This window comes from Geomonas terrae, assembly GCF_004791675.1.
In the GTDB taxonomy this organism is placed as follows: Bacteria; Desulfobacterota; Desulfuromonadia; order Geobacterales; family Geobacteraceae; genus Geomonas; species Geomonas edaphica.
In genome coordinates, this window is sequence record NZ_SRSC01000002.1 from 602,977 (window position 1) to 624,631 (window position 21,655).

The following is a 21,655-nucleotide window of genomic DNA, read 5'->3' on the forward strand; positions in this document are numbered from 1 at the left end:
GGTGCGGCGGGCGCAGGGCGAGCCATGATAATGAGAAACTACCGGACGGGATGTCTATGTCCATATCGGCAGGATCGCAAAAAAAATGATCAGGAAATGATGAGGTTGTCAGCCAACTCGTTGCGATCGTCGGCCCTGCGGGGAAAGTGACGAGAGAGTTCTTCGCCACAGGCGGCGACGACGCCGCAGACGGCCTCACCGCCTCGTCCGGCTCGCAGCCCCTGGGCGAGCTCTTCGGCGAGCTTCTTCCAGTAGCCGGGGGGTATCTTTTCGTTGATGCCGCGGTCTCCTACGATCCAGACCTTGCGCTCGAGAAGGGAGATGAAGATGAGAATCCCGGTTTCCTCCCGGGTTTTATAAAGCCCCTGCTGGTAGAAGGCGACCAGGGCGCGCTCCTGCACCGCCTCGGTCAGACGCCTGGGGCCGACGAAGGAAAGTTTTAGCTGCGGGAAACGGCGCAGGAAGAAAAGTAGCGGCAGGTACAATATGGCCACCAACGGTATGTAGGTCCAGATGGTGACGTGATGCCACAAGACGGCGACCACGACGCCGAAAAAACCGGCAAGCAGCAGGGCGCCTAAAGCCTCCGCCTCTCGATAGCGGTCACTTTCCGAGACCACCATGGTGGCGATTTCACCGCTGGACGCCGCTTCGGCACGAACCACGGCCTGACGGATCGCCTCCTTTTCGGCGTCGCTGAAGTAATTGTGAGCAATCGACTTATGCGAAAGGTCCATCACCAGTCTCCCGAAGCGCCGCCGCCACCGAAACTGCCGCCGCCACCTGAAAAGCCGCCCCCTCCCCCGCCGAAGCCGCCTCCTCCGAAACCACCCCCTCCGTACCCGCCGAAGAAAGGAGGTCCGCCCATGAAGCCGCCTCCTCCACCTGAGGAGAAGAGAAAGGCGATGAAGAGACCGGCGAGAAAACCTACCACGGCAAGTATGCCGAGAAGCAGCATAGAGAGCCCGGAGAAAGATATGAAAGCCGCGATGGGAAGCCCTATGGCACCGGCCACGCCGCCGAGAACGCGGGAGATGCCGCCCAGGAACACGGAGGCGACCAACACGAACAGGAGCAGGGTGAGGATGGGAGGGGCGCCCTTCTTACCGTGACGCAGGTCGGTCGGTTCGGCCTTGTACTCGCCGCGGACCGTGGCCATGATGGCGGCGACACCTCGGGCAATGCCGACGTCGAAGTTCCCCTGCTTGAAGGCGGGGGAGATCTCGTTGCGGATGATGCGCCCGGACATAAGGTCGGTCAGCTTCCCTTCGAGGCCGCGCCCCACCTCGATCCTGATCTTGCGATCGTTCTTCACCACCAGTAGCAGCGCGCCGTTATCCTTTCCCTTCTGGCCGATCTGCCATTTTTCGACGACTTTTATCGAGTACTGCTCGACCACCTCCCCTTCCAGGCTCGGAATGGTGAGGACCACGATCTGGGTGGAGTCGCTCTTCTCGAAGGCGGTGAGCTCGTCCTCGAGTTCACGCGCCGCCTGAGGAGAGAGCATCGAGGCGTAGTCGTTCACGTGCCCGCGCAAGGCTGGCACCTCGGCGGCCCAAGAGCCACCAGCAACCAGAAGCGCTATCAAAAGGAAGAGCAGTTTCTTCATGAACTCTCACACCTCGTTCTCAACCTGCTGCTTTTCGAGTAACCGATAAGGTTAGAACTTGACCTTCGGCGCCACCTTCGCTCCCTCTTCAGCCTTGAAGGGCTCCTTACGCTGCAGATGCAGCATAACGGAATTGGTGAGCGAATTCGGGAAGGTGCGGATCGAGGTGTTGAAGTCCTGAACCACCTGGTTGTAACGCACGCGCGCCACGTTGATGCGGTTCTCGGTCCCTTCCAACTGGTTCTGCAGGTCCATGAAGTTCTGGTTGGCCTTGAGCTCAGGGTAACGCTCGACGACAACCATCAGGCGCGAAAGGGCGCCGGAGAGCTGGGATTGCGCCTGCTGGAAGTTCTGCAACGCCTTGGGGTCGTTGATGGCGTCCTTGGTGACCTGCATCGAGCCCACCTTGGCACGCGCCTCGGTGACCGCCTTGAGCGTGTCCGCCTCATGTTTCGCATACCCTTTCACCACCTCGACCAGGTTGGGCACCAGGTCGGCACGGCGCTGGTAGGAAGCCTCTACGTCGCCCCAGGCTGCGAATACCGCCTCTTCCTTGGCCTGCATGGTGTTATAACCGCATCCGGAAAGGGATGCGATGGTCAAAAGCGCCACGAACATCAGGATCAAACGTCTCATAGTCTCAACCTCCTTGAACAGCATGTGCACAATAATAATCATGAGAGGGACTAATGTCACCCTCTAAGCAAAAAAAAACAAGGAATATCAACGGGCCTCAGATGATAAGGCGAAGATCACCGGTCAGGCTGTGGCCCGCGAGCAGGTACATGGCTGCGTTCCACGACTGCCTCGGCATCCCCATCGGTTCCCCGCTCCTGCCGTGAAACCACTCGTTGAATTCCCATCCGTTGACGCGGCTGCTGTGCGCCATCTTGATCAGTTCTTCCCGGGCCATCGCCTTCTCTCCCAGTGCGGCGAGGAGCATCACCCAGAAGCCTCCCACGAAGGGCCAGGCGCCACCGTTATGGTACTGCCAGGGGAGGTTCTGCCTGTGCCGCGCCATGTAGGAGCGCCAGACGCCCGAGTGCTCGTCGATGGGAACACCTACCACGCGCACCGGATGCGGTTCGTGCGCCCTGAGCGCTACCACAGCGGAAACCATCCTGCAGGCGTCGGAAGGGTACCCGAGACCGGTCAGGTAGGCGAGGATATTGCCGAAGATGTCGACTTCCTCTCCCCAGGCGGACAGGTTGACCCAGCTCAGCATGAAGGGGGTGGACCGGCTGCGGTTGCGGATGTAGTGGCGCATGAGGCGCACGCGCTTTTGGAAAGGTACGGCTGCGTCGAAGGGGTGAAAGAGTTGCTGCGCGAAACGCCTGGTCTCGCCGGTGCAGGGGAGCTGGTAGAGCCGCTTGACCCAGTACCAGAGCGCGTTGGTGTAAAGCACGAAACCGGAGCGCGGCATGATATCGGCCCAGTCCGAGGCCTCGTTTTGCGGCAGCAGGTGCCACCCCTGGTGTTCCTGGCAGCTTAGCCAGTTGAGGGCGCGCTCGGCGTGCTGGGAGAGCCGTTCCGCCAGGGTGAGCCGGGGGTGGGTACGGTCGAGGAAATGGAGGGCGATCAGCCACCAGAGGGTCGCGTCGATACACCCTGCGTACCAGAAATCGACCTCTCCCGTTTCCGGCTTCACGTACTTCGGGATCTGGCCGTTTCCCGCCTGATGCCGGGCCAGGGTGAGCAGCCCCTGCTCGGCCGCCTGGACGAGGGAGTCCTCGCCGGAAACGGCCATGCCGAGGGCACAGATGGCGGCATCACGTCCGAAGATGGCGTCGTAGTTGCGCGCGCTTGAACGGTCGTTGCGCGCCGAGGCGAGCACGCCCGAAGGGGTGGAGTTTTCCAGCAGAAGAGCGATCGCCTCGCGGCGGCACTGTTCGAGCAACGCGGTATCGGCATCACCGCACGGCTGAGCAGGCAGAACCGGGGCGTCGGTCACTTGAGGGGCACCATCTGATAACTTGCCCGGCCGTTTTTCACCCGGACCACGATGATGTGATAGACGCGCTCGCCGTAGCGGCTCATCCAGGCAAGCGGAGCCCCCGCTCCCCCCGAAATGAAGGCAGGCTTGCCGCCGAAGAGGTCACGGTCGTAGACATGCGAGTGGGCGAAGAAGCTTGCCTGGACCGGGCCTGAGGAGGCGATGACGCGCGCAAGCTCGGAGGCCCCGTCAGTAAAGGTGTGTCCGCGCCAGCGTGAAGTCTCGGGCGGCACGTGCATGGCGAGAAAAGTCGCCTGCGGGGCCGTGGCAAGCTCCTTCTCGAGGAAAGAAAGCTCTGGCGCCTTAAGCTCCTCCCCGGCGTTGTCGACGACGAGCACCCTGAGGCCGAGCCGCTTGCTCCCGAACCGGTATTGCCTTGGCGCAACCAGTTTCTCGAAGACGGCGGGGCTCTCATGGTTGCCAAAGACCACGAAGACCGGGATGGCCGGGACAGTACTCTCTACCAGCGACAGGAACTTCCTCGTTTCCTCATCGCTCCCCTTGTCGGAGTAATCGCCGCCATGGAGGATGAAGAGCGGTCGGTAAGTAGCAGCGACGCTCAGCGCCTTCTTGAAGACCGCCTCGTTGCCGCGGCTGTCGCCGAGCACGACGAAGCTGTAGTCGCCGGGGGTTGCCTTCGCCGCAAGCTGCTGCATCAGAACGCTCGAACGCTGGAAGAGGGTCTCGGCGTGAGCTGCGGAGACGGCCCCGAAACTGAGCAGCAGTATAAGGATTAAGAGGGAAAACTGAGAGTGGAACTTGCAGGTGCGTGAGTGACTAGAGGTTTGAGACATTGGGATTGTTGATCTCGATACAGAGTTTACACAGCTTCTCAATGGTAGCTACCTGTGTGGCAGTGAGCCCCGTAGTGTCAGGCAGCCGAAACGAGCGACAGTCACAGCAGCGACAGAGAATCCCAAGATCAAGACCTGTATCGTACGTTTCCATGTCAGAGCCCCAGCGAAAGCATGTGCTGTTTTTAATCTGCGCGATGGTAACACAATCAGAGAGCTAAGGCAAGTTTCTTGAAGCGGTGTTCAGGCAACACAGCCAGCGGATCAGCTTCTTGATAGTGTGCGGCGCTTTTTGACACCCGCGCGTGTCTTGCCGGTATCGTTCTTGGCGACCTTGGCGGTGAGCTTGCTGCGATGCCCGGCACGGGCCTGGACCACCCGGCGTCCCGGCTTGACCGAACACTTCGCCGCACGGCGATCGTCACGGTGCCCGAATAAGGCGAGCCTGAAACGGCGCGGCTCCTTCCTGAACACGGCAGCCGACGCCGCGATGACGCGGGCTTTGACGACCTCCGCCTCGACTGCGGGAACCTCGCCCCCCGCCCCTACCCTGAAGTCGGCGGCGGCAATGGTGGAAACGTTGCGGCGCAGTTGGTTGAAGTTGTGCACGTTACGGTAATCGACGCGCCTGGTCAGCATGATCACGAACATGTCCTGCTGGGGGTCGATCCAGATCGAAGAGCCGCTGTAGCCGGTGTGGCCGTAGGAGGCATCCGAGAACAAGGTCCCCTTAGGTGCGGAGAAGGGCGAAGAGATGTCCCAGCCGAGGCCGCGCTTCACCCGGCCGTTGTTGCAGAGGTACGGGGTGGTCATCTGGCCGACCGCTTCTTCCGAGAGGATCCGGGTGCCGTCCAGGGTACCCTTCCCCAGCATGAGACGCGCATAGCGTGCGAGGTCGTAGGCCGAGCTGAAGAGGCCGGCATGCCCGGCCACCCCGCCCAGAAGGCGCGCGTTCTGATCCTGCACTACCCCGCCCAGGCTCCCCGATGTCGGGGCGATATCGCTTGTGCCGTCACGGGAGGGAAGAAAAGCCGTGTCGCGAGTGCCAAGCGGAGCGTAAATCTCTTCGCGGCAGAACTGGTCCAGCCTCTCGCCGGAAACGCGGTGCACCAGTTCGCCGAGCAGGATGAAGTTTATATCGGCATACTCGAAACCGGAGCCGGGCAGGCGCGACCGCTGTGCCGCCACCTTGCGCACGAGCCCCTCGACGCTGCGGTCCTGACCGACCATCACGTCGGAAAGGCCCGAGGTGTGGGTCATCAGGTTGAGGATGGTGATGCTGCCCTTGTCGGTGCCGGCAAGTTCCGGGAACCAGCGGGAAAGAGGGTCGGTGAGCGCGATACGTCCCTCGTCCAGGAGTTTGATAACGGCCGGGGTGGTGGCGATCACCTTGGTGAGGGAGGCGACATCGAAAATGGTCCGGTCTGTGATGGCGGGTGCCCCGGCGGAGGAGCTCACCTGGCCGCGCGCCGCGGTGGCGAGGATCCCCTCGTGATTGCCGACCACGACCACCCCGCCTGCGATGAGGTCGTCGGCCATGGCACGTTCCAGAAGGCGATCAAGGTTTGTAGTGGTGACGGCAGCGGTAACCGCGGGGTCGACCATGGCATGGAGCTTGACCGGGGCGATAAGCGGGAACGACAGGAGTAACAGAAAGAGGACTATAACGCGCACGAGCTTCCTTTTACGTTCCGTGTTGCCACAGAAACTTCGAGTTAGGACTGCGGTTGACGTTGAAGTGCAAAAGCGGGAGGTTGCGGCGGGCGAAAAGGCTTCTGCATGCAAACAAGCTGGAAGCTACGATACCGGATGGGCGGGGATTTTTTTGTGACGGAAGTCACGTTTTGGGCGCAGAAACAACAAAAGGCCCCGGGGATTCCAGGGGCCTTTTGTTTGCCTGAGAGGCGAAGCTTACTTCATGCTCGGCAGGTCGTGAACATCGAGGTGGCAACCCAGGCAGTTCGGGAAGCGATCCAGGATGGTCTTCGGATGCGGAGCCTTGTGGCACTCGGTGCACTGCGGGATGTAGCCGTGCTTGGATTTGTGGCAGGAAGCGCAGGCAACCTTGTTGTGGCGGCTGGCGGTCTTCCTCAGCTTTTCAGCGATCTTGCCGTGGCAGGAAGCACAGGTCTGGTTCCAGTCGGTACCCTGGTAGGTGACCATCTTCGGCTTGTGAACCGAGTGGCACTTGGCGCAGGCTTCGACAGGCTGATCCTTGTAGTGCGGCCTGTGGCACATGAAGCAGGACGGCTTGTAGCCGTGCGAGGTGTGGCAGCGGTCGCAGGAGACGTTGGTGTGCTTGCTCGGGAACTTGACGAGCTCGGCCTTTTCGGCGGCGTGGCAGGTGGCGCAAGCGCCGGCAAGCCTCGGGGTCATGGCAACCTTACGCGGGGTGTGCGGGTTGCTGTGGCAGCTGGCGCAGTCCTTCGCGGTCGGACCGTGGATATCGGTGTGACAGGAGGCGCACTTGGGCATCACCTCGTCGTAATTGGCCTTTTTCGGGTTGTAAGCGTGGATCACGGTGTGGCAACCCTGGCAATCGAAACGGTGCTTGCCGCCGGCGTTCTTCAGACCGTTGAAGGCGCCGGTGTGACACTGGGCGCACTGCTGCGGGGTAAGCGCAGCCGGAGCGGTGGCGTACATCTCGGGCTTTTCCGGGATGTCAACGGTCGCCATCTTGCCTGCAAAGGCCGTAGAAGCGACGAGAATCAAGGCCGCGATGAACAGCGACAGACTACTTTTTTTCATCATTCCTCCCCAAAATAACATTGTATTCACTGCAATCGACTGATCCTAATACTACCTAACATGAGTATCTGTCAAGAGAGTTGTGACAAAAGCCGACCTAAAAGGTGGGTGTAAAGGAAAAGTCACAGCCGGATGAGATCCTCGTGCGGCTCGTCGGAAGGGTTGATGTGGATCATGACGTCCCCCACGTTGTTGAAGTGGTCGAAGATGCGTTTTTTGACCTCGGTCGCGATGTCGTGAGAGTGCTTGACCGTCATGTCGGGGGGCATGTCCAGTTTCAGATCGACGATGAGGTACTGTCCTGAGTGGCGGGCCCTTATCTCGTGCACCTGGTCCACCCCCTCGACAGAACCGGCGAGGCGCGAGATGGCGTCTAGGACCTCCTGTTCGGGCTGGCCGTCCATGAGCTCGTGCGCGGAGGTGCGGAAGGTGTGGACACCGATGTGGAAGATGAAAAACGAGGTGACGCCTGCCGCGATCGGGTCCATGATGCCGACGCCGAGATAGGCACCGCCGACGCCGATCAGGGTGGCGATGGAGGTGACGGCGTCCTTTCTGTGGTCCTTGGCGATGGCAAGAAGGGCCGGACTGCCGAGGCTCCCCCCTACCCTCATGGAATAGCGGTAGAGAGACTCCTTGATCACGATGGTCGCCGCGGCGGCGACCACGGCGATTAGCGCCGGGGCCTCATAGCTCCCCTCTCGCACCGTGGAGGCGGCCCCGTAAAGGACCCATACACCGGTGCCGCAGATCACGAGGGAGACCAGGATGGCGGAAAGGCTTTCAACTTTGCCGTGTCCGTAGGGATGGTCCTCGTCGCAGGGCTTGCGCCCCACCTTGAGGGCGATGATGGTAAGCCCGATGGCGATGAAATCACAGGCGCTCTCGATACCGTCAGCGAAGACGGCGCCTGAATGGCCGTAGTGCCCGGCGGCAAGCTTGACGGCCATGAGGACGGCGTTACTCCAGAAGCCGATCCGGATCACGCGGTCCGCCTTGTTGAAACGCTCCCCTCTTAGCATGTTCCCTCCGGGCGCAGGTCCTTCACCGTAAGCTGTAGCGAAGTCCTGCCGTTCCATACGTTGATCGCCGGCGAGAAGAGGAGGTCCACGCGACCGTCCGGGACCCCTTTTTCGGCAAGGCCGAAGGCGATGGCGTCGAAACTGCGCCCTCCCTGCCCTACCCTCAGTTTCAGATGTCCGCCCCTCAGCACGCGGCTCTCCTCAACCACGGCGCCCCTCAAAACGAAGAGCGGCTCCGGGTTCCCCATGCCGAACGGCCTCAGCCGCTCGAGCTCTTTGACGAGCCCCTGGTCGATGGCGCGGGCTTCCAGTTCCAGGTCGTAGGCAAGCGTCGGCGTGAGCGCATCGGCGTCGAGGACCTCCTGGGCGGCTTCGTCGAAGCTGAGCGCGAAACGCTCCAGTTCATCCTGCGCTATGGAAAGGCCGGCGGCGTGGCTGTGTCCGCCGAAACGCAGCAGGTGGTCGGCGCAGCTTTTGATGGCGTCCAGCAGATGAAAACGCGAGATGCTGCGCCCGGAGCCGCGCCCGGTGCCGTCTTCGAAGGCGAAGAGGATGGCTGGACGGTGGAACATCTCCACGATGCGGGAGGCGACGATGCCGATCACGCCCGGATGCCACATCTCGGAGCCCAAAACGATGCTCTTTCTGCCGCGGCAGGCACCCTGTTCGAGCATGGCGCGCGCCTCTTCGAAGGTGGCCCGTTCGAGGGCCTGCCGCTCGGCGTTCGCCTCGTCGAGCTCTTTTGCGATGGTACGGGCGCGTGAGGGATCGCTGCAGAGCAAAAGTTCGAGCCCAAGGGCGGCGTCCTCGAGTCGCCCCGCCGCGTTGATGCGGGGAGCGAGACGGAAGCCGACCGCGCCGCAGCCGATTTCGCCCGTGATCCCCGCCACCTCCTTGAGCGCTTCGATGCCGACCCTGCTCCCTGAGCAGAGCTGTTTCAGCCCGTAGCTCGTCAGCACCCGGTTCGCCCCTAAAAGCGGCACCACGTCCGCGATGGTGCCAAGGGCCACGAGGTCCAGGTACTCCCTCAGGTCGGGTTCGCTGCCGCGATCGAAGCACCCTTCCTCGCGCAGCCTCGCGCGCAGTGCGACGACGAGGTGGAAGGCGACGCCGACGCCGGCCAACGATTTGAAGGGAAACGGGCAGCCCGGCTGCAGCGGGTTCACGATGGCGCAGGCGTCCGGCAGTTCCGCCGCCGGTGAGTGGTGATCGGTGACGATCAGGTCGATACCGGCCTCGCGGCAAAGGGCGGCCTCGGCGACCGCGGTGATGCCGCAGTCCACCGTCACGAGCACCTTGGCGCCCGCCTGTGCTGCGGCGGCGACCCCTTGGGCGGAAAGGCCGTACCCTTCGGTGAGCCGTTTAGGGATGTACGGGAAGCAATCGAGGCCGATGCGCGTGAAAAAGCTGATGAGAAGCGCGGAAGAGGTGACGCCGTCCACGTCGTAGTCGCCGTGCACGCAGACGCGCTCGTTGTTCGCGAGGGCGCGCGCCAGCCGCTCCACCGCCTGCGCCATCCCCTTTAAAAGCATGGGATCGTGCAGCCTGGAGAGAACCGGGTTAAGGTACGCCTCGGCGTCGTCCGGCGTCGAAACGCCGCGTTGCGCGATAAGGCGCGCGATAAGCGGGGAGACACCGCTACGTGCGAGTTCCTCGACGGCCCCCGCATCGGCTTCTCTTGCCCGCCAGCATCTATCCGTAACAGGTTTCATGCACCCTCCACCCGATGAAAAACAGTGAGAAATAATATCATAAGCGCCGCCCGCTCGCGAACCTAATGTGGAACGGCACCGGGCAAAAAAAAACCCGCCGAAGCGGGTTTTTCTTCTACTTTTTGAAGCTTGGGGGCATGTTCCCCATGGTGCTCATGTCGCTCTGGATCTGCTGCGCCGTCGGGCTCGTGGAGTCGAACTGCAGGTACTTCATCCACACCTCCTTGGCCTTTTCGGGCTGCTTCAGGTCCTGCCAGTACACCACGCCGAGGTTGTAAAGGCTCTGCAGGTGCTTGGGATCGATGGTCTGCGCCTTCTCGAAGTTGGCGATCGCCTTGTCGTACCAGCCGATCTTTCGGTACATGATCCCCTGGTCCGTCATCACGTTCAGGTTTTTCGGGTCCAGTTCCAGGGCCTTGCCGTAGGCGTTCACCGCCTTCTGGGGCTGATCGGTGTCGAAGTAGTCGTTTCCGAGCTGGATCCAGGCCTGCAGGTTGCCGGGATCCTTGGCGACGATCTTCTCCGCCTCCAAGATGCGGCGCTGGTAGTCGGTCGGGGAACCGGCGCCCTGCGGGACCGACATGGCCTGCTGGGGCGCCTTGTTATGCCCGGCGATGCTGAAGATCAGGTACCCGCCGAGAAGCCCCACGATCAACGCCACCACGATGGTGAGTACGTTTTCCCTGTTCACGGGACCTCCTTAGGCGGCCTCAACCTCTACCGCTTTCTTTTCCCAGACCGCGACGATGGGGCTCGCCACGAAGATGGAAGAATAGGTGGCCACCACGACCCCCACGACCAGCGCGAAGGCAAAATCGTGGATCACCTCGCCGCCGAAGAGGTAGAGAGATACGGCGGCAAGGAAGGTGGTCACCGAGGTGATGATGGTACGGGAAAGGGTCTCGTTGATGCTGCGGTTGAAGATGGTGAGCATCGGGTCCTTGAGACTCTTGTGCATGTTCTCGCGGATACGGTCGAAGACGACGACGGTATCGGTGAGCGAGTAACCGGCGATGGTGAGCACCGCGGTGATGAAGAGGATGTTGACCTCGCGGTGCAGCACGTAGAACACGGCGATCATGGCCAGGACGTCGTGCATGGTGGCGACGACCGCGCCCACGCCGAACTTGAAGTCGAAGCGCCAGGCGATGTAGATGATGATCCCGAGCATGGAGAGCGCCACGGCGACGAGGGTGTCCTGCTTTAGCTTCTCGCCGATGGACGGGCCGATCTCGGTGGAGCTTTCAACGGTGAAGCTGTTGCCGGGGATGCCCGCTTTCAGCGCGTCGGAAACCGCGTCGGCGGACTTGCCGGTCGACTTGTGCATCTTGATGAGGATCTGGTTGCCGCCGGTTACTTCCTGCAGCTCCACTTCCTTGATGCCGGCCTTGCCGAGCGCGTCGCGCACGGCCTGGCTGTTGGCGGGCTGGGCGAACTTGATCTGCATCGAGGTGCCGCCGGAGAAGTCGATCCCCATGTTGGCGGTGCCGCGGGCGATGGCGATGATGCCGAGAATGCCGATGATGGCCATGATACCGGAGACGAGGAAGGAGAACTTCCTCATGCCGATGAAGTCTATGTTGGTCTTCTTAATCAGTTCCATGTTCGTCCCCCTCCTTATATGCTGAGTCTCTTCACGTGGACGCGCTCCAGGAAGGCGTCAAAGATCACCTTGGTGGAAACAAGCGACGTGAACAGGTTGATGATGATACCGAGGCTCAGGGAGACGGCGAAACCCTTGACCGGACCGGTGCCGAACTGGAAGAGCACCGCCGCGGTGATGAGCGCGGTCACGTGCGAGTCCATGATGGTGAGAAACGCCTTGTCGTAGCCGGCGTCGAGGGCTGCGTGCGGCGTCTTGCCGAGCCTTAGCTCCTCCCTGATCCTCTCGAAGATGAGGACGTTGGAGTCGACCGACATACCGACCAGAAGGACGATAGCGGCGATGCCCGGCAGGGTCAGGGTGGCGCCCAGGGCCGAGAGCGCGCCCATCAGGAAGAGGATGTTAAGCACCATCCCGAAGTTAGCCACCATGCCGGAGATCTTGTAGTACATCGCCATGAAGCCCACGACGAGTACGACGCCGATGAGACCTGCCATGAGACCCTTGTGGATCGAGTCGCGCCCGAGGGAAGGACCGACGGTGATGTTCTGCAGGATCTTGACCGGTGCGGGGAGCGAACCGGCGCGCAGCACGATGGCGAGGTCGGCGGCGTCCTTCTCGGTGAAGGAGCCGGAGATCTGGGCGGAACCGCCGGAGATCCTCTCGCGGATCACCGGAGCGGAGTAGATGTTGCTGTCGAGCACGATGGCGAAGCGCTTGCCGACGTTGGCCGCGGTCACCTGATCGAACAGACGTGCGCCCGTCGAGTTGAACTCGATGGCGACGTAAGGCTGGTTGTACTGGGAATCGATCCGGATCTGAGCGTCGGTCAGAAGCTCGCCGGTGATCATGGCCTTCTTCTTCACGACGAGCGGGGTCTCGCTCACCGCGCCGGTGGCGGGATCGGTTCTCTTCTCGTAGAGGAGCTCGTCGTCCTCGGGGACCGAGCTTGCGGTCGCGGTTGCCGCGTTCACGGACTCGTCAACCAGCTTGAACTCGAGACGGGCGGTCTTGCCGATCAGCTCGATGGCGCGCTTCGGATCCTTGATGCCCGGAAGCTGCACGACGATGTGGTTCAGCCCCTCACGCTGGATCACCGGCTCGGATACGCCGAACTGGTCAATCCTGTTGCGGATGGTCTCCAGGGCCTGCGCCACGGCGCGGTCCTTCTTGACCTGGGCTTCCTTCTCGTTGATGCGCAGCTGCATGTTGACGAAGCCACCCTCGTCGAAGACCGGAAGCGCTTCGAGGTCGGGGTACTTCTTCTTGACCATGGCCTGCACCTTGTCGGCGGAACCGCGGTCGTAAAGGGTGAGCTGCACCTTGTCGCCGCCAAGACGGGCCACCTTCTTGAAGCGGAGGTTCTGGGCGTTGAGAGAGTCCTCAAGGTCGGTTGCGATCAGCTCGAGGGAGCCTTCGACAGCCTTCTGGGTCTCTACCTCCATGACGAGGTGGGTACCCCCCTGCAGGTCAAGACCCAAGTGGATCTTGTCCTTCGGGAGCAGACCGCTCCACCACGTGGGGAGCGTGTCGACCAGCGTCGGCGTCAGGTAGACGCACGAGGCGATGATGAAAATAAGGATGAGAGAAATGCGCCAGGTATAACCCTTCATGGGAAAAGCTCCTTTCGGAAAAATTGGATCAATGCATTAGTCCTGCTTCACAGACGCAATATACCCCTTGTTGATCCTGACGTTGACGCCGGGAGCGATCTCGAGGGTCACCACCTGGTCGTCCAGTGCGGTCACCTTGCCGTGCATGCCGCCGGCAGTCACGATCTGATCGCCTTTCTTGAGCGCGTCCAAAAGCGCCCTGTGCTCCTTGGCCTTTTTCTGCTGCGGCCTGATGAGCAGGAAGTAGAAGATGGCGAACATGAATACCAGCGGGATCAACCCCTGGAACTGGGCCATCATACCTCCGCCCGCAGCTGCACCCTGGGTGGGACCAGCCATCGCAAACGCCAAACCTAACATTTAGTTACCTCCTGGATTGTTTTCTTGCTCTTTCACTGCAAAAGCGGCGCTTCTTGCCGCATAAAAGTCCTTCCTGAACTGCACGAACTCCCCCTTGCCGATCGCCTCCCGCACCTCTTTCATCAGGTTCAGGAAGAAGTGCAGGTTGTGCCAGCTGTTCAGCCTGGAGGCGAGGATCTCCTGGCTACGGTACAGGTGCCTCAGATACGCCCTAGAGTAGTTGCGGCAGACGTAACAGTCGCAAAGCGGATCGATCGGGCCCTGGTCCTCGGCGAACTGTGCGCCTTTGATGTTGATCCTGCCGAAGCTCGTGAAGAGCGCACCGTTGCGCGCGTTTCTCGTCGGCATGACGCAGTCGAACATGTCGAAGCCGTTGTAGACCGCCTCGACGAGGTCTTCCGGGGCGCCGATCCCCATGATGTAGCGCGGCGCATTTTCGGGAAGGATGCCGCTGCACTCCTCCATCATGCCGTGCATCACTTCCTTTTCCTCGCCTACCGAGAGGCCGCCGAGCGCATAGCCGTCGAAACCTATGTCGGTGATCTGCTTCGCGCTCTCGCGCCTTAAGTCCCCGTGCATCCCCCCCTGGACGATGCCGAAGAGGGCCTGGTCCTCGCGTTTGTGGGCGTCCTTGCAGCGCCTGGCCCAGCGCGTGGTGAGCTCGAGCGATTTCTCTACGTAGTGGCGCTCCGCCGGGTACGGCGGGCACTCGTCGAAGCACATGGCGATGTCGGCGCCAAGCGCCTCCTGGATCGCGATGGAGACCTCGGGAGAGATGAAGTGGCGCGAGCCGTCGATGTGGGAGCGAAACTTTACCCCCTCCTCGGAGATCTTCCTCAGCTCGCCCAGGGAGAAGACCTGGAAGCCGCCGGAATCGGTCAACATGGGGCGGTCCCAGTGCATGAAGCGGTGCAGGCCGCCCAGGCGCTCGATCAGCTCGTGCCCGGGGCGCAGGTAGAGGTGGTAGGTGTTCGCCAGGATGATCTGGGAGCCGACCTCGACCAGTTCCTCCGGCGTCATCGCCTTCACCGTCGCCTGTGTGCCGACCGGCATGAAGATCGGGGTCTCGATCCTGCCGTGCGTTGTTGTCAGAGAGCCGAGCCGGGCCGCGCAGCCCGGGTCCTTCTTGATGAGTTCAAACGATATGGCTGCCAATAACTCTTCCCGTCATTAAATTCTGTGATCCTGCTTGATACCTCTGCCCATCCCGCATCAGGAGATGAACATCGCATCGCCGTAGCTGAAGAACCTGAAACGTCGCTTCACCGCCTCGCCGTAGGCGTGCAGCATGGTCTCCTTCCCGGCGAATGCGCACACTAACATAAATAGTGTCGACTTGGGGAGATGAAAATTCGTTATCAGCGCGTCGACCACGCGGAAGCGGTACCCGGGAAGGATGAAGATGTCCGCCTCCCGCTCCCCGGCGACGAGCTCCCCGGAGGCCGCGGCGTGCTCCAAAGCCCGCAGCGACGTGGTTCCAAGGGCGATCACCCTCCCACCCGCCTCCTTGGTCCTGCGGATGGCGGCGGCGGTCTCCTCGGGGATCCGGTACCTCTCCCGGTGCATGGTGTGCTCCGAGAGTTCCTCCACCCGCACCGGCATGAAGGTCCCAAGCCCCACGTGCAGAGTGACCGACGCGATCTGAACGCCCCGGCTCCGGATCTCGTCCAGAAGCTCCGGGGTAAAGTGCAGCCCGGCGGTCGGGGCGGCGACGGCTCCCTTCTCGCGGGCGAACACGGTCTGGTAACGCTCCAGATCCTCCCCTTCGGGCTGCCGCTTGATGTAAGGGGGAAGCGGCATGCTCCCGGCCCCCTCCACCCAGCCCATGAAGTCGGCAGCCCCCTCGAAGAGGACCTGCCACTCCCCGTCCTCGCGCGACACTACGGTTGCGGTGACGCCGCCGGGAAGGAGGATGCGGGTCCCCTCGCCGGGGGAGCGGGAGGCCTTGATGAGGCAGCTCCAGATCTCGTCCGCGCCAGGGAGGCGGCGCACCAGGAAAACCTCTACCGCGCCGCCAGTCTCCTTCTGCCCTTTGAGCCGTGCCGGGATCACGCGGGTGTCGTTTAAAATCAGCAGGTCGCCTGCCCGGAACTCTCCCGCGATGGCGGCGATGGTGGTCTCGGCAACCGCCCCGCTTGCGCGGTCCAGGGTCAAAAGCCTCGAGGCGTCCCTGCGGCTCGCCGGGTGCTGCGCGATCAGCTCCGGCGGGAGTTCGTAGTCGAAATCGGAAAGGCGCATGTTATCGACCGTACCCCTCGGCAAGTTTCACCCCGGGGTAGTAATAAGTCAGGATCTCCCGGTAGGCGAACCCCTCGTTGGCGCGCCCCTTGGCGCCCCACTGGCAAAGGCCGACGCCGTGCCCGGAGCCGGTGCCGACCACCTGGAGGCCGTCACCTTTCATGCGCAGCTCGAAGTTGGTGCTCTTAACGACGCCGTAGCCTAGCGCCTTTCTGAAGGCGACGCCCGGAACGGTGACCGACCCGCGGGCACACTCGGCGACCACGTCCTGCACCCTGCCGCTTTGGTTGCGCCCCCGCACGCGGAGCTCTTTGAGCCCGGAGACCGGATACCCGGCCGACCGGAGCGCGCTCTCCACCTTGCGCGTGGTGAGGTTCACATCCCACTTGATGGGGTTGGACTCGCTGCAGTAGCGGCAGGGGACGCCCTGGAGGTACGGGATGGAGAGTCCCCAGACGTTGCGGGAGGACTCGGTGTGCCCGGCGCAGTTGGAATGGTAGAAGGCCTGGATGATCTTGCCGTCGTAGGTCAAGACCTGGCCGGCGGTCTCGCGCACCCCGTAGGCGGCGCGGCCGTCCTCGGCGTCGGCGCCGTCGTAGACCTGGTCCATCACGCTCGACTCGAGCTGGTACGCGGCGCCCCGGCGTGCCTGGATCTGATACATGGCGTAGGAACGTGCGATGACCGCCTGCGCCTTGATCGCCTCGATGGGCCAGGCGGAGCTGATCTCGCAGTTGATGAGACCGATAAGGTATTCCTCGAGCGGCAGCTCGTTCACGACGAGGAGCCCCTTGTCTCCCGGGGTGACCTCGATGAGGGCACGGTACCCTTTGCCGTTCACGGTGACGCGGGAAAAAGCCGAGGCGACCAGCCGGTTCACGGTCCTGCCGTTCACGGTTACCGCACTTCCCGACCTCTTCACCTCGAGAGGCATCTCGACACGGAGCGGCTCGCCGCTGCCGTCGGTAAGGAGCACGCCGTCGCCGTCGATGCGGACCGTTTCCGCCCCTCTCAAGAGGGCGACCCGAACCATCTCGGGTCTCGTCGCGGCGGCACTCGCTCCGGCGGCGAGGCAGATGACAACTATGATCAACGTCCTGAAGAAACTCATCAATTCCGTTTACACATGGGTATGGCGCGAGCCTGAAAAGCCCTAGATATAAACCATGGAACAGCCGACAAAGTCAATAATTTTGTCGTTCTAATGCTTGACCACAGCGGGCGGAATTGGCAAGCGTTTTGCTATCATTCTCATTAATTCTTCGACGACACCGTCGCGCCCGGGAGGGGTCCCCTCACCCATAGCGCGCTAAAGTGCCGAACTCTATCGGTTTGGAGCCGCCGACGCGGCGCCGCCGGCGCCAAATAAACTGTTGCCAGAACTTGAAAAAAAGGCTATATCGCTGAGTGGCTTAGCGCTTTTGCGTGATTTGCCGCACACCTATAAGTACGGAACCGTATGTGCAACTCCCTTAAAATCAAGATACTGACCCTGGTCACTGTCATACTGGTGGTCATTATCTCCACGGTGGCCTATCAGAACTACCGGCAGCAGAAGGAAATGCTGCACGAGATCGCGAACCGCAACACCTCGGTACTCATAGAGACGATAAAGAGTTCCGTTGCCAACGCCATGCTCTCCGGCCGTTCCGACGAGGTCGCCGCCATCTTCGCACGGATCAAGTCACGCGAGTTCGTGAACTCCATCCGGATCGTCGACGAGTCGGGGAAGATCCTCAACTCCGCCGACCGCGAGGAGATCGGCACGACGCTCCCCGAGCTCGGGCGGCAGCAACTGCCGACCAGGAACCTCTCCGTACTACCCGAGGATGGGGTCTTCCTCTCCTACGCGCGCATCTTCAACGCCCCCCAGTGTTATAAATGTCACCCGGCAAGCAAGGAGACGCTCGGTCTTCTCGAGATCAAGCTCTCGCTCGGCTACATGAACGGGTTCATCACCCGGGAGCGCAACATAGCCGTGGTCTCCGCGATCATGCTCGTCCTTCTCACCGTGGCGACCATATTCGTATTCCTCGTCATCTACGTGGAGCGCCCGATACGCAAGCTGGTCCGTTCCATGGAGAAGGTGGAACAGGGTGAGTTCGACCAGGAGATCAGCCTCACCTCGAGCCACGAGATGTACACCCTCGGCAACAGCTTCAACCACATGGTCGGCACCATGGCGAACCTCATGGAGGCGACGGTCAGCCATGAGAGGGAGCTCGCCCGCACCCAGGAGAAGCTGGAACACCACCGAGAGACGCACCAGATGAACGGCAGGCTAGAGGAACAGATCCGCGAGATCGAGAACCTGAACGTCACCCTCGAGGAGCGCATCGAGGAGATCGAGGAGGCGAACTACAAGATCGCCGACCTCGCCGGGGAGCTGGAGGACAAAAACACCAACCTCGAGAAGGCGGTCGCCAAGCTCTCCACCCTGAACCGCCTAGGTCTCGCCATCAATTCCACCATCGAGGTCGAGGACCTCTACCAGCTCGTGGTGAAGACCACCATGGACACGCTTCAGGCCCAGGTCGGCTACATCGTGCTGTACGACGCCGAGCGCGGTGAACTGCGCATCACCAACCTGATCGGTTACCGCGACCCGAACTCGCAATACCTGCGCGTCCCGATGAAACCCTCCAGCGTTTCCAGCTGGGTGATCCAGAACAGCAAGCCGCTGCTCATAACCGACATCGCCCTGACGCCGGAGTTCGACCGGGTGAGCCCGCTCGGGTTCGAGAGAAAGACCCTGATCTGCGCGCCGCTCATGGTGAAGGACGAGATCATCGGCACCCTCACCGTGGTCAACAAGCTGAACAACACGGTCTACAACCACGAGGAACTGGAGCTTCTCTCTACCATCGCCGCCCAGGCCTCCATCGCCATGAAGAACGCGATGCTCTACGACGAGCAGCAAAAGACCTACCTGAACACGATCCAGGCGCTCGTCTCCGCCATCGAGGCTTCCGACAGCTACACCCGGGGGCACTCCGAGCGCGTCACCCGCTTCTCCCTGGCCCTCGCCCGTAAGCTCGAGCTCCCGGCCAATCGCCTGAAAGTCATCGAGCGCGCCGCCATCCTGCACGACATCGGCAAGATCGGCATCGACCTCTCGCTTTTGCACAAGGAGGATGCCCTCACCAGCGAGGACGTCGCCGAGCTGCAGCAGCACCCGAGCATAGGGATGAAGATCCTGGAACCGATCGAGTTCCTGCACGACGTCCGCCTTTGCATCGGGCAGCACCACGAGCGCTACGACGGCAAAGGGTACCCAAACAGCCTCACCGGGCAGGAGCTGCTCCTGGAGTCCAGAATCCTCGCCATCGCCGACAGCTTCGATGCCATGACCTCGGACCGCCCCTACCGCAAGGCGCTGAAGCTCGAGGTAGCCATACAGGAGCTCGCCGAAAATGCCGGAACCCAGTTCGACCCCGAGCTCGTGCCCATCTTCATCAAGCTGTTGAAGACGCCGAATTTCCTGCCGCAGCGCGAGGAGTACCTCGGTCTGCACGTGGTGTCGGCCTCGCAGAAACCAGGTAAGCCGCACTCCTGTATTGCCCAGTAATCCGAATAATGGTATAAGGTAAACTTTTGCAGCGCGGCCCGCAGAGCCGGTTCGCGCCATTTTTGTACCCAAAGGTAATCGGAGAGCCTCGTGCCGGCACTTCTCGAAATAACTGGACTGCGTACCGAATTCCGCGTGAAAGGCGGGACGGTGAAAGCGGTGCGCGGCGTGGACCTCGCCGTGGAGGCGGGAGAGACCCTGGCGCTTGTCGGCGAATCGGGCTGCGGCAAGAGCATCACGGCCGCCTCGGTGCTGCGTCTCGTCCCTCCTCCGGGCAAGATCGTCGCCGGTTCGATCCGCTTCAAGGGGGAAGAGCTCCTGGAGCTCTCCGAAGAAGGGATGCGCGGGATCCGCGGCAACCGGATCGCCATGGTGTTCCAGGACCCGATGACCTCGCTGAACCCGGTCTTCACTGTCGGCTACCAGGTGGCGGAGGGGCTCCGTATCCACCGCGGCCTCTCGGCGGCGGCCGCCGAGCGCGAAGCGGTTGAGCTCCTCACCCAGGTGGGGATCCCGGCTGCTATAGAGCGCATCAGGGACTACCCGCACCAGCTCTCGGGCGGCATGCGCCAGCGCGTGATGATCGCCATGGCGCTTGCCTGCGGGCCGGAACTCGTCATCGCCGACGAGCCGACCACCGCCCTGGACGTCACCATCCAGGCACAGATCCTCGAGCTTTTGGACCGGCTCATGGCGCAAAACCGGATGGGGCTCGTCCTGATCACGCACAACCTGGGCATCGTGGCCGAGCGTGCCCATAAAACCGCCATCATGTACGCAGGCGAGATCGTCGAGAGCGCCGCCACCGAGGCGCTCTTCGCAAACCCGCTGCACCCGTACACCAAAGGGCTCTTAGCCTCGCTCCCGGAGTTCGGTACCCCGGGAGAAAAGCTCGCCACCTTCGCCGGGGGCGTGCCCGACCTGAAAAGCGACTTCGTCGGCTGCCCCTTCAGGGAGCGCTGCCCGATCGGGGACGCGGAGTGCGGCAAAGCGAACATCGAAATGCGGGAGGTGGCGCCGGGACATCTCGTGCGCTGCAGGAAGGTATCGTGACCCCCATACTGACCGCCGAAAATCTGGTGAAAGAGTTCCCGGTGCGCGGAGGGATGTTCGCCCCGAAGAGAACCTTGACCGCCGTCGCAGGTGTGGACCTGGAACTCTACCCGGGCGAAACCCTGGGTCTTGCCGGCGAGTCCGGCTGCGGCAAATCGACCATGGCGCGACTCTTGACCGGGCTCACCGCCCCCACCTCGGGGAACATCCGCTACCAGGGGCGCGAACTCGCCGCCATGTCGAAGGAGGAGCGCACCCGGTTCCGCAGCGAGGTGCAGATGGTCTTCCAGGACCCCTTCTCCTCGCTGAACCCGCGCATGCGGGTCGCCGAGATCGTCGGGGAGCCGCTCGCGATCCACGGCATCGGCAACGCCTCGGAGCGGCGCGAACGGGTCGCGGAGCTTTTGCAGCGGGTGGGGCTTTCTCCCGAGCAGATGATGCGCTTTCCCCACGAGTTTTCCGGCGGGCAGCGCCAGAGGATCGGGATCGCCCGCGCCCTCGCCGTCGCACCGAAACTCGTGATAGCGGACGAACCGGTTTCCGCGCTCGACCTCTCGATCCAGGCGCAGATCATCAACCTGCTCCAGGAGGTGAAAATGGACCTCGGGCTCTCCTTCCTCTTCATCACCCACGACCTCTCGGTGCTGAGACACATGAGCGACCGGGTGGCGGTGATGTACCTCGGAAGGATCGTAGAGACCGGAAGCCGCGACGCGGTGCTCTCGCGCCCCCTGCACCCTTATACCGAGACGTTGCTCTCCGCCATCCCGAGCATTGATCCGAACAGGCGCAGAAAGCACGTGATCGCCAAGGGGGAGCTTCCCTCTCCGGTGTCGCCCCCGAGCGGCTGCCCATTCCACCCGCGCTGCCCGTACGCACGCGAGGTGTGCAGCCAGAAGCGCCCCGAACTGGTGGAGAAGGTGCCGGGACAAAAAGCCGCCTGTCATTTCTCTGAGGAAATCTACCTAGGCGGCAGCAAGTAATTCGTTGACAAGTCCAATTAGCATATATAGATTGTTTTCTAGCACAGACGGAGGATACCAACTTGGCATTTGACAAGACGAAGGATTACGGGAAAGAAGCGGAAATGCTGAAGGTGCTCGGGCACCCGATCCGCCTGAAGATAGTTGCGGGGCTTTGCGCCCAGGAATGCAACGTGAAGCACATCTGGGAGTGCCTCGCATTGCCGCAGGCGACCGTGTCGCAGCACCTGGCGCTTTTGAAGAACAAGGGGATCATCGAGGGGACCCGCGACGGGGTCGAGGTGCACTACGCTGTGGTGAGCCCGTTCGTGCGCAGGCTGATCGAGATCCTGCACGCCGAACCGTAAAAGAAGCATCCA

The 21,655-nt window shown here is 62.1% G+C and carries 20 protein-coding genes; 4 read left to right on the forward strand and 16 right to left on the reverse strand.

The window, feature by feature from the left end; translation table 11 throughout:
• Nucleotides 1-89 precede the first annotated feature (89 nt).
• From E4633_RS09840 to E4633_RS09915, 16 genes are all read right to left on the reverse strand, one after another.
• Nucleotides 90-737, reverse strand: coding sequence for a TPM domain-containing protein (locus E4633_RS09840; RefSeq protein ID WP_135870072.1), 648 nt, complete (start codon nucleotides 735-737; stop codon nucleotides 90-92).
• Entirely contained in the window at nucleotides 737-1,609 is an 873-nt protein-coding gene (locus tag E4633_RS09845; RefSeq protein WP_135870073.1) for a TPM domain-containing protein, read from the reverse strand. Before E4633_RS09845 ends, E4633_RS09840 begins: the two co-directional genes overlap by 1 nt.
• A 51-nt stretch (nucleotides 1,610-1,660) precedes the next feature.
• Nucleotides 1,661-2,245 carry a LemA family protein gene (locus E4633_RS09850; RefSeq protein ID WP_135870074.1) on the reverse strand — a complete coding sequence of 195 codons (585 nt, stop codon included), beginning with the start codon at nucleotides 2,243-2,245 and terminating at the stop codon, nucleotides 1,661-1,663.
• Between the two features lie 97 nt (nucleotides 2,246-2,342).
• Entirely contained in the window at nucleotides 2,343-3,560 is a 1,218-nt protein-coding gene (locus E4633_RS09855) for an amylo-alpha-1,6-glucosidase (RefSeq protein WP_246038004.1), read from the reverse strand.
• Nucleotides 3,557-4,258, reverse strand: a complete 702-nt coding sequence (locus E4633_RS09860) for a metallophosphoesterase family protein (RefSeq protein ID WP_246038006.1) — start codon at nucleotides 4,256-4,258, stop codon at nucleotides 3,557-3,559. The genes E4633_RS09855 and E4633_RS09860 overlap by 4 nt, the downstream gene beginning before the upstream one ends.
• A gap of 402 nt (nucleotides 4,259-4,660) precedes the next feature.
• Nucleotides 4,661-6,070 (reverse strand): serine hydrolase domain-containing protein, encoded by a 1,410-nt coding sequence (locus E4633_RS09865; RefSeq protein WP_135870076.1) that lies wholly within the window; start codon nucleotides 6,068-6,070, stop codon nucleotides 4,661-4,663.
• A 237-nt stretch (nucleotides 6,071-6,307) separates the two neighbouring features.
• Entirely contained in the window at nucleotides 6,308-7,144 is an 837-nt protein-coding gene (locus tag E4633_RS09870) for a cytochrome c3 family protein (protein WP_246038008.1), read from the reverse strand.
• A 122-nt stretch (nucleotides 7,145-7,266) separates the two neighbouring features.
• A complete protein-coding gene (locus E4633_RS09875; protein ID WP_135870078.1) occupies nucleotides 7,267-8,166 on the reverse strand; it encodes a cation diffusion facilitator family transporter in 900 nt (299 codons plus the stop codon).
• Nucleotides 8,160-9,878 (reverse strand): single-stranded-DNA-specific exonuclease RecJ, encoded by a 1,719-nt coding sequence (gene recJ, locus E4633_RS09880; RefSeq protein WP_135870079.1) that lies wholly within the window; start codon nucleotides 9,876-9,878, stop codon nucleotides 8,160-8,162. Before recJ ends, E4633_RS09875 begins: the two co-directional genes overlap by 7 nt.
• Nucleotides 9,879-9,993: 115 nt before the next feature.
• A complete protein-coding gene (locus E4633_RS09885; RefSeq protein ID WP_135870080.1) occupies nucleotides 9,994-10,569 on the reverse strand; it encodes a tetratricopeptide repeat protein in 576 nt (191 codons plus the stop codon).
• Between the two features lie 9 nt (nucleotides 10,570-10,578).
• Nucleotides 10,579-11,481, reverse strand: a complete 903-nt coding sequence (secF, locus tag E4633_RS09890; protein ID WP_135870081.1) for a protein translocase subunit SecF — start codon at nucleotides 11,479-11,481, stop codon at nucleotides 10,579-10,581.
• A 14-nt stretch (nucleotides 11,482-11,495) separates the two neighbouring features.
• Complete coding sequence (secD, locus tag E4633_RS09895; protein WP_135870082.1) at nucleotides 11,496-13,094, reverse strand: protein translocase subunit SecD; 1,599 nt, start codon at nucleotides 13,092-13,094, stop codon at nucleotides 11,496-11,498.
• A gap of 36 nt (nucleotides 13,095-13,130) precedes the next feature.
• On the reverse strand, nucleotides 13,131-13,454 hold the full coding sequence (gene yajC, locus E4633_RS09900; RefSeq protein ID WP_135870083.1) for a preprotein translocase subunit YajC: 324 nt from the start codon (nucleotides 13,452-13,454) through the stop codon (nucleotides 13,131-13,133).
• Nucleotides 13,455-14,609, reverse strand: a complete 1,155-nt coding sequence (tgt, locus tag E4633_RS09905; RefSeq protein ID WP_135870084.1) for a tRNA guanosine(34) transglycosylase Tgt — start codon at nucleotides 14,607-14,609, stop codon at nucleotides 13,455-13,457.
• 57 nt (nucleotides 14,610-14,666) lie between these two features.
• Nucleotides 14,667-15,692 carry a tRNA preQ1(34) S-adenosylmethionine ribosyltransferase-isomerase QueA gene (gene queA, locus E4633_RS09910; protein ID WP_135870085.1) on the reverse strand — a complete coding sequence of 342 codons (1,026 nt, stop codon included), beginning with the start codon at nucleotides 15,690-15,692 and terminating at the stop codon, nucleotides 14,667-14,669.
• A 1-nt stretch (nucleotide 15,693) separates the two neighbouring features.
• Nucleotides 15,694-16,785, reverse strand: coding sequence for a SpoIID/LytB domain-containing protein (locus E4633_RS09915; protein WP_246038010.1), 1,092 nt, complete (start codon nucleotides 16,783-16,785; stop codon nucleotides 15,694-15,696).
• A gap of 366 nt (nucleotides 16,786-17,151) precedes the next feature.
• Between E4633_RS09915 and E4633_RS09920 the strand changes: the two genes are divergently transcribed.
• The 4 genes from E4633_RS09920 (at nucleotide 17,152) to E4633_RS09935 (ending at nucleotide 21,643) form a co-directional block, all read left to right on the forward strand.
• Nucleotides 17,152-19,260, forward strand: a complete 2,109-nt coding sequence (locus E4633_RS09920; protein WP_135870087.1) for an HD domain-containing phosphohydrolase — start codon at nucleotides 17,152-17,154, stop codon at nucleotides 19,258-19,260.
• A gap of 90 nt (nucleotides 19,261-19,350) precedes the next feature.
• The gene (locus tag E4633_RS09925) at nucleotides 19,351-20,313 is read left to right on the forward strand and encodes an ABC transporter ATP-binding protein (RefSeq protein ID WP_135870088.1); all 963 of its coding nucleotides are present in this window, start codon (nucleotides 19,351-19,353) and stop codon (nucleotides 20,311-20,313) included.
• Complete coding sequence (locus tag E4633_RS09930; RefSeq protein ID WP_135870443.1) at nucleotides 20,307-21,296, forward strand: ABC transporter ATP-binding protein; 990 nt, start codon at nucleotides 20,307-20,309, stop codon at nucleotides 21,294-21,296. Before E4633_RS09925 ends, E4633_RS09930 begins: the two co-directional genes overlap by 7 nt.
• A gap of 62 nt (nucleotides 21,297-21,358) precedes the next feature.
• Complete coding sequence (locus E4633_RS09935; protein ID WP_162604587.1) at nucleotides 21,359-21,643, forward strand: ArsR/SmtB family transcription factor; 285 nt, start codon at nucleotides 21,359-21,361, stop codon at nucleotides 21,641-21,643.
• Nucleotides 21,644-21,655 lie beyond the last annotated feature (12 nt).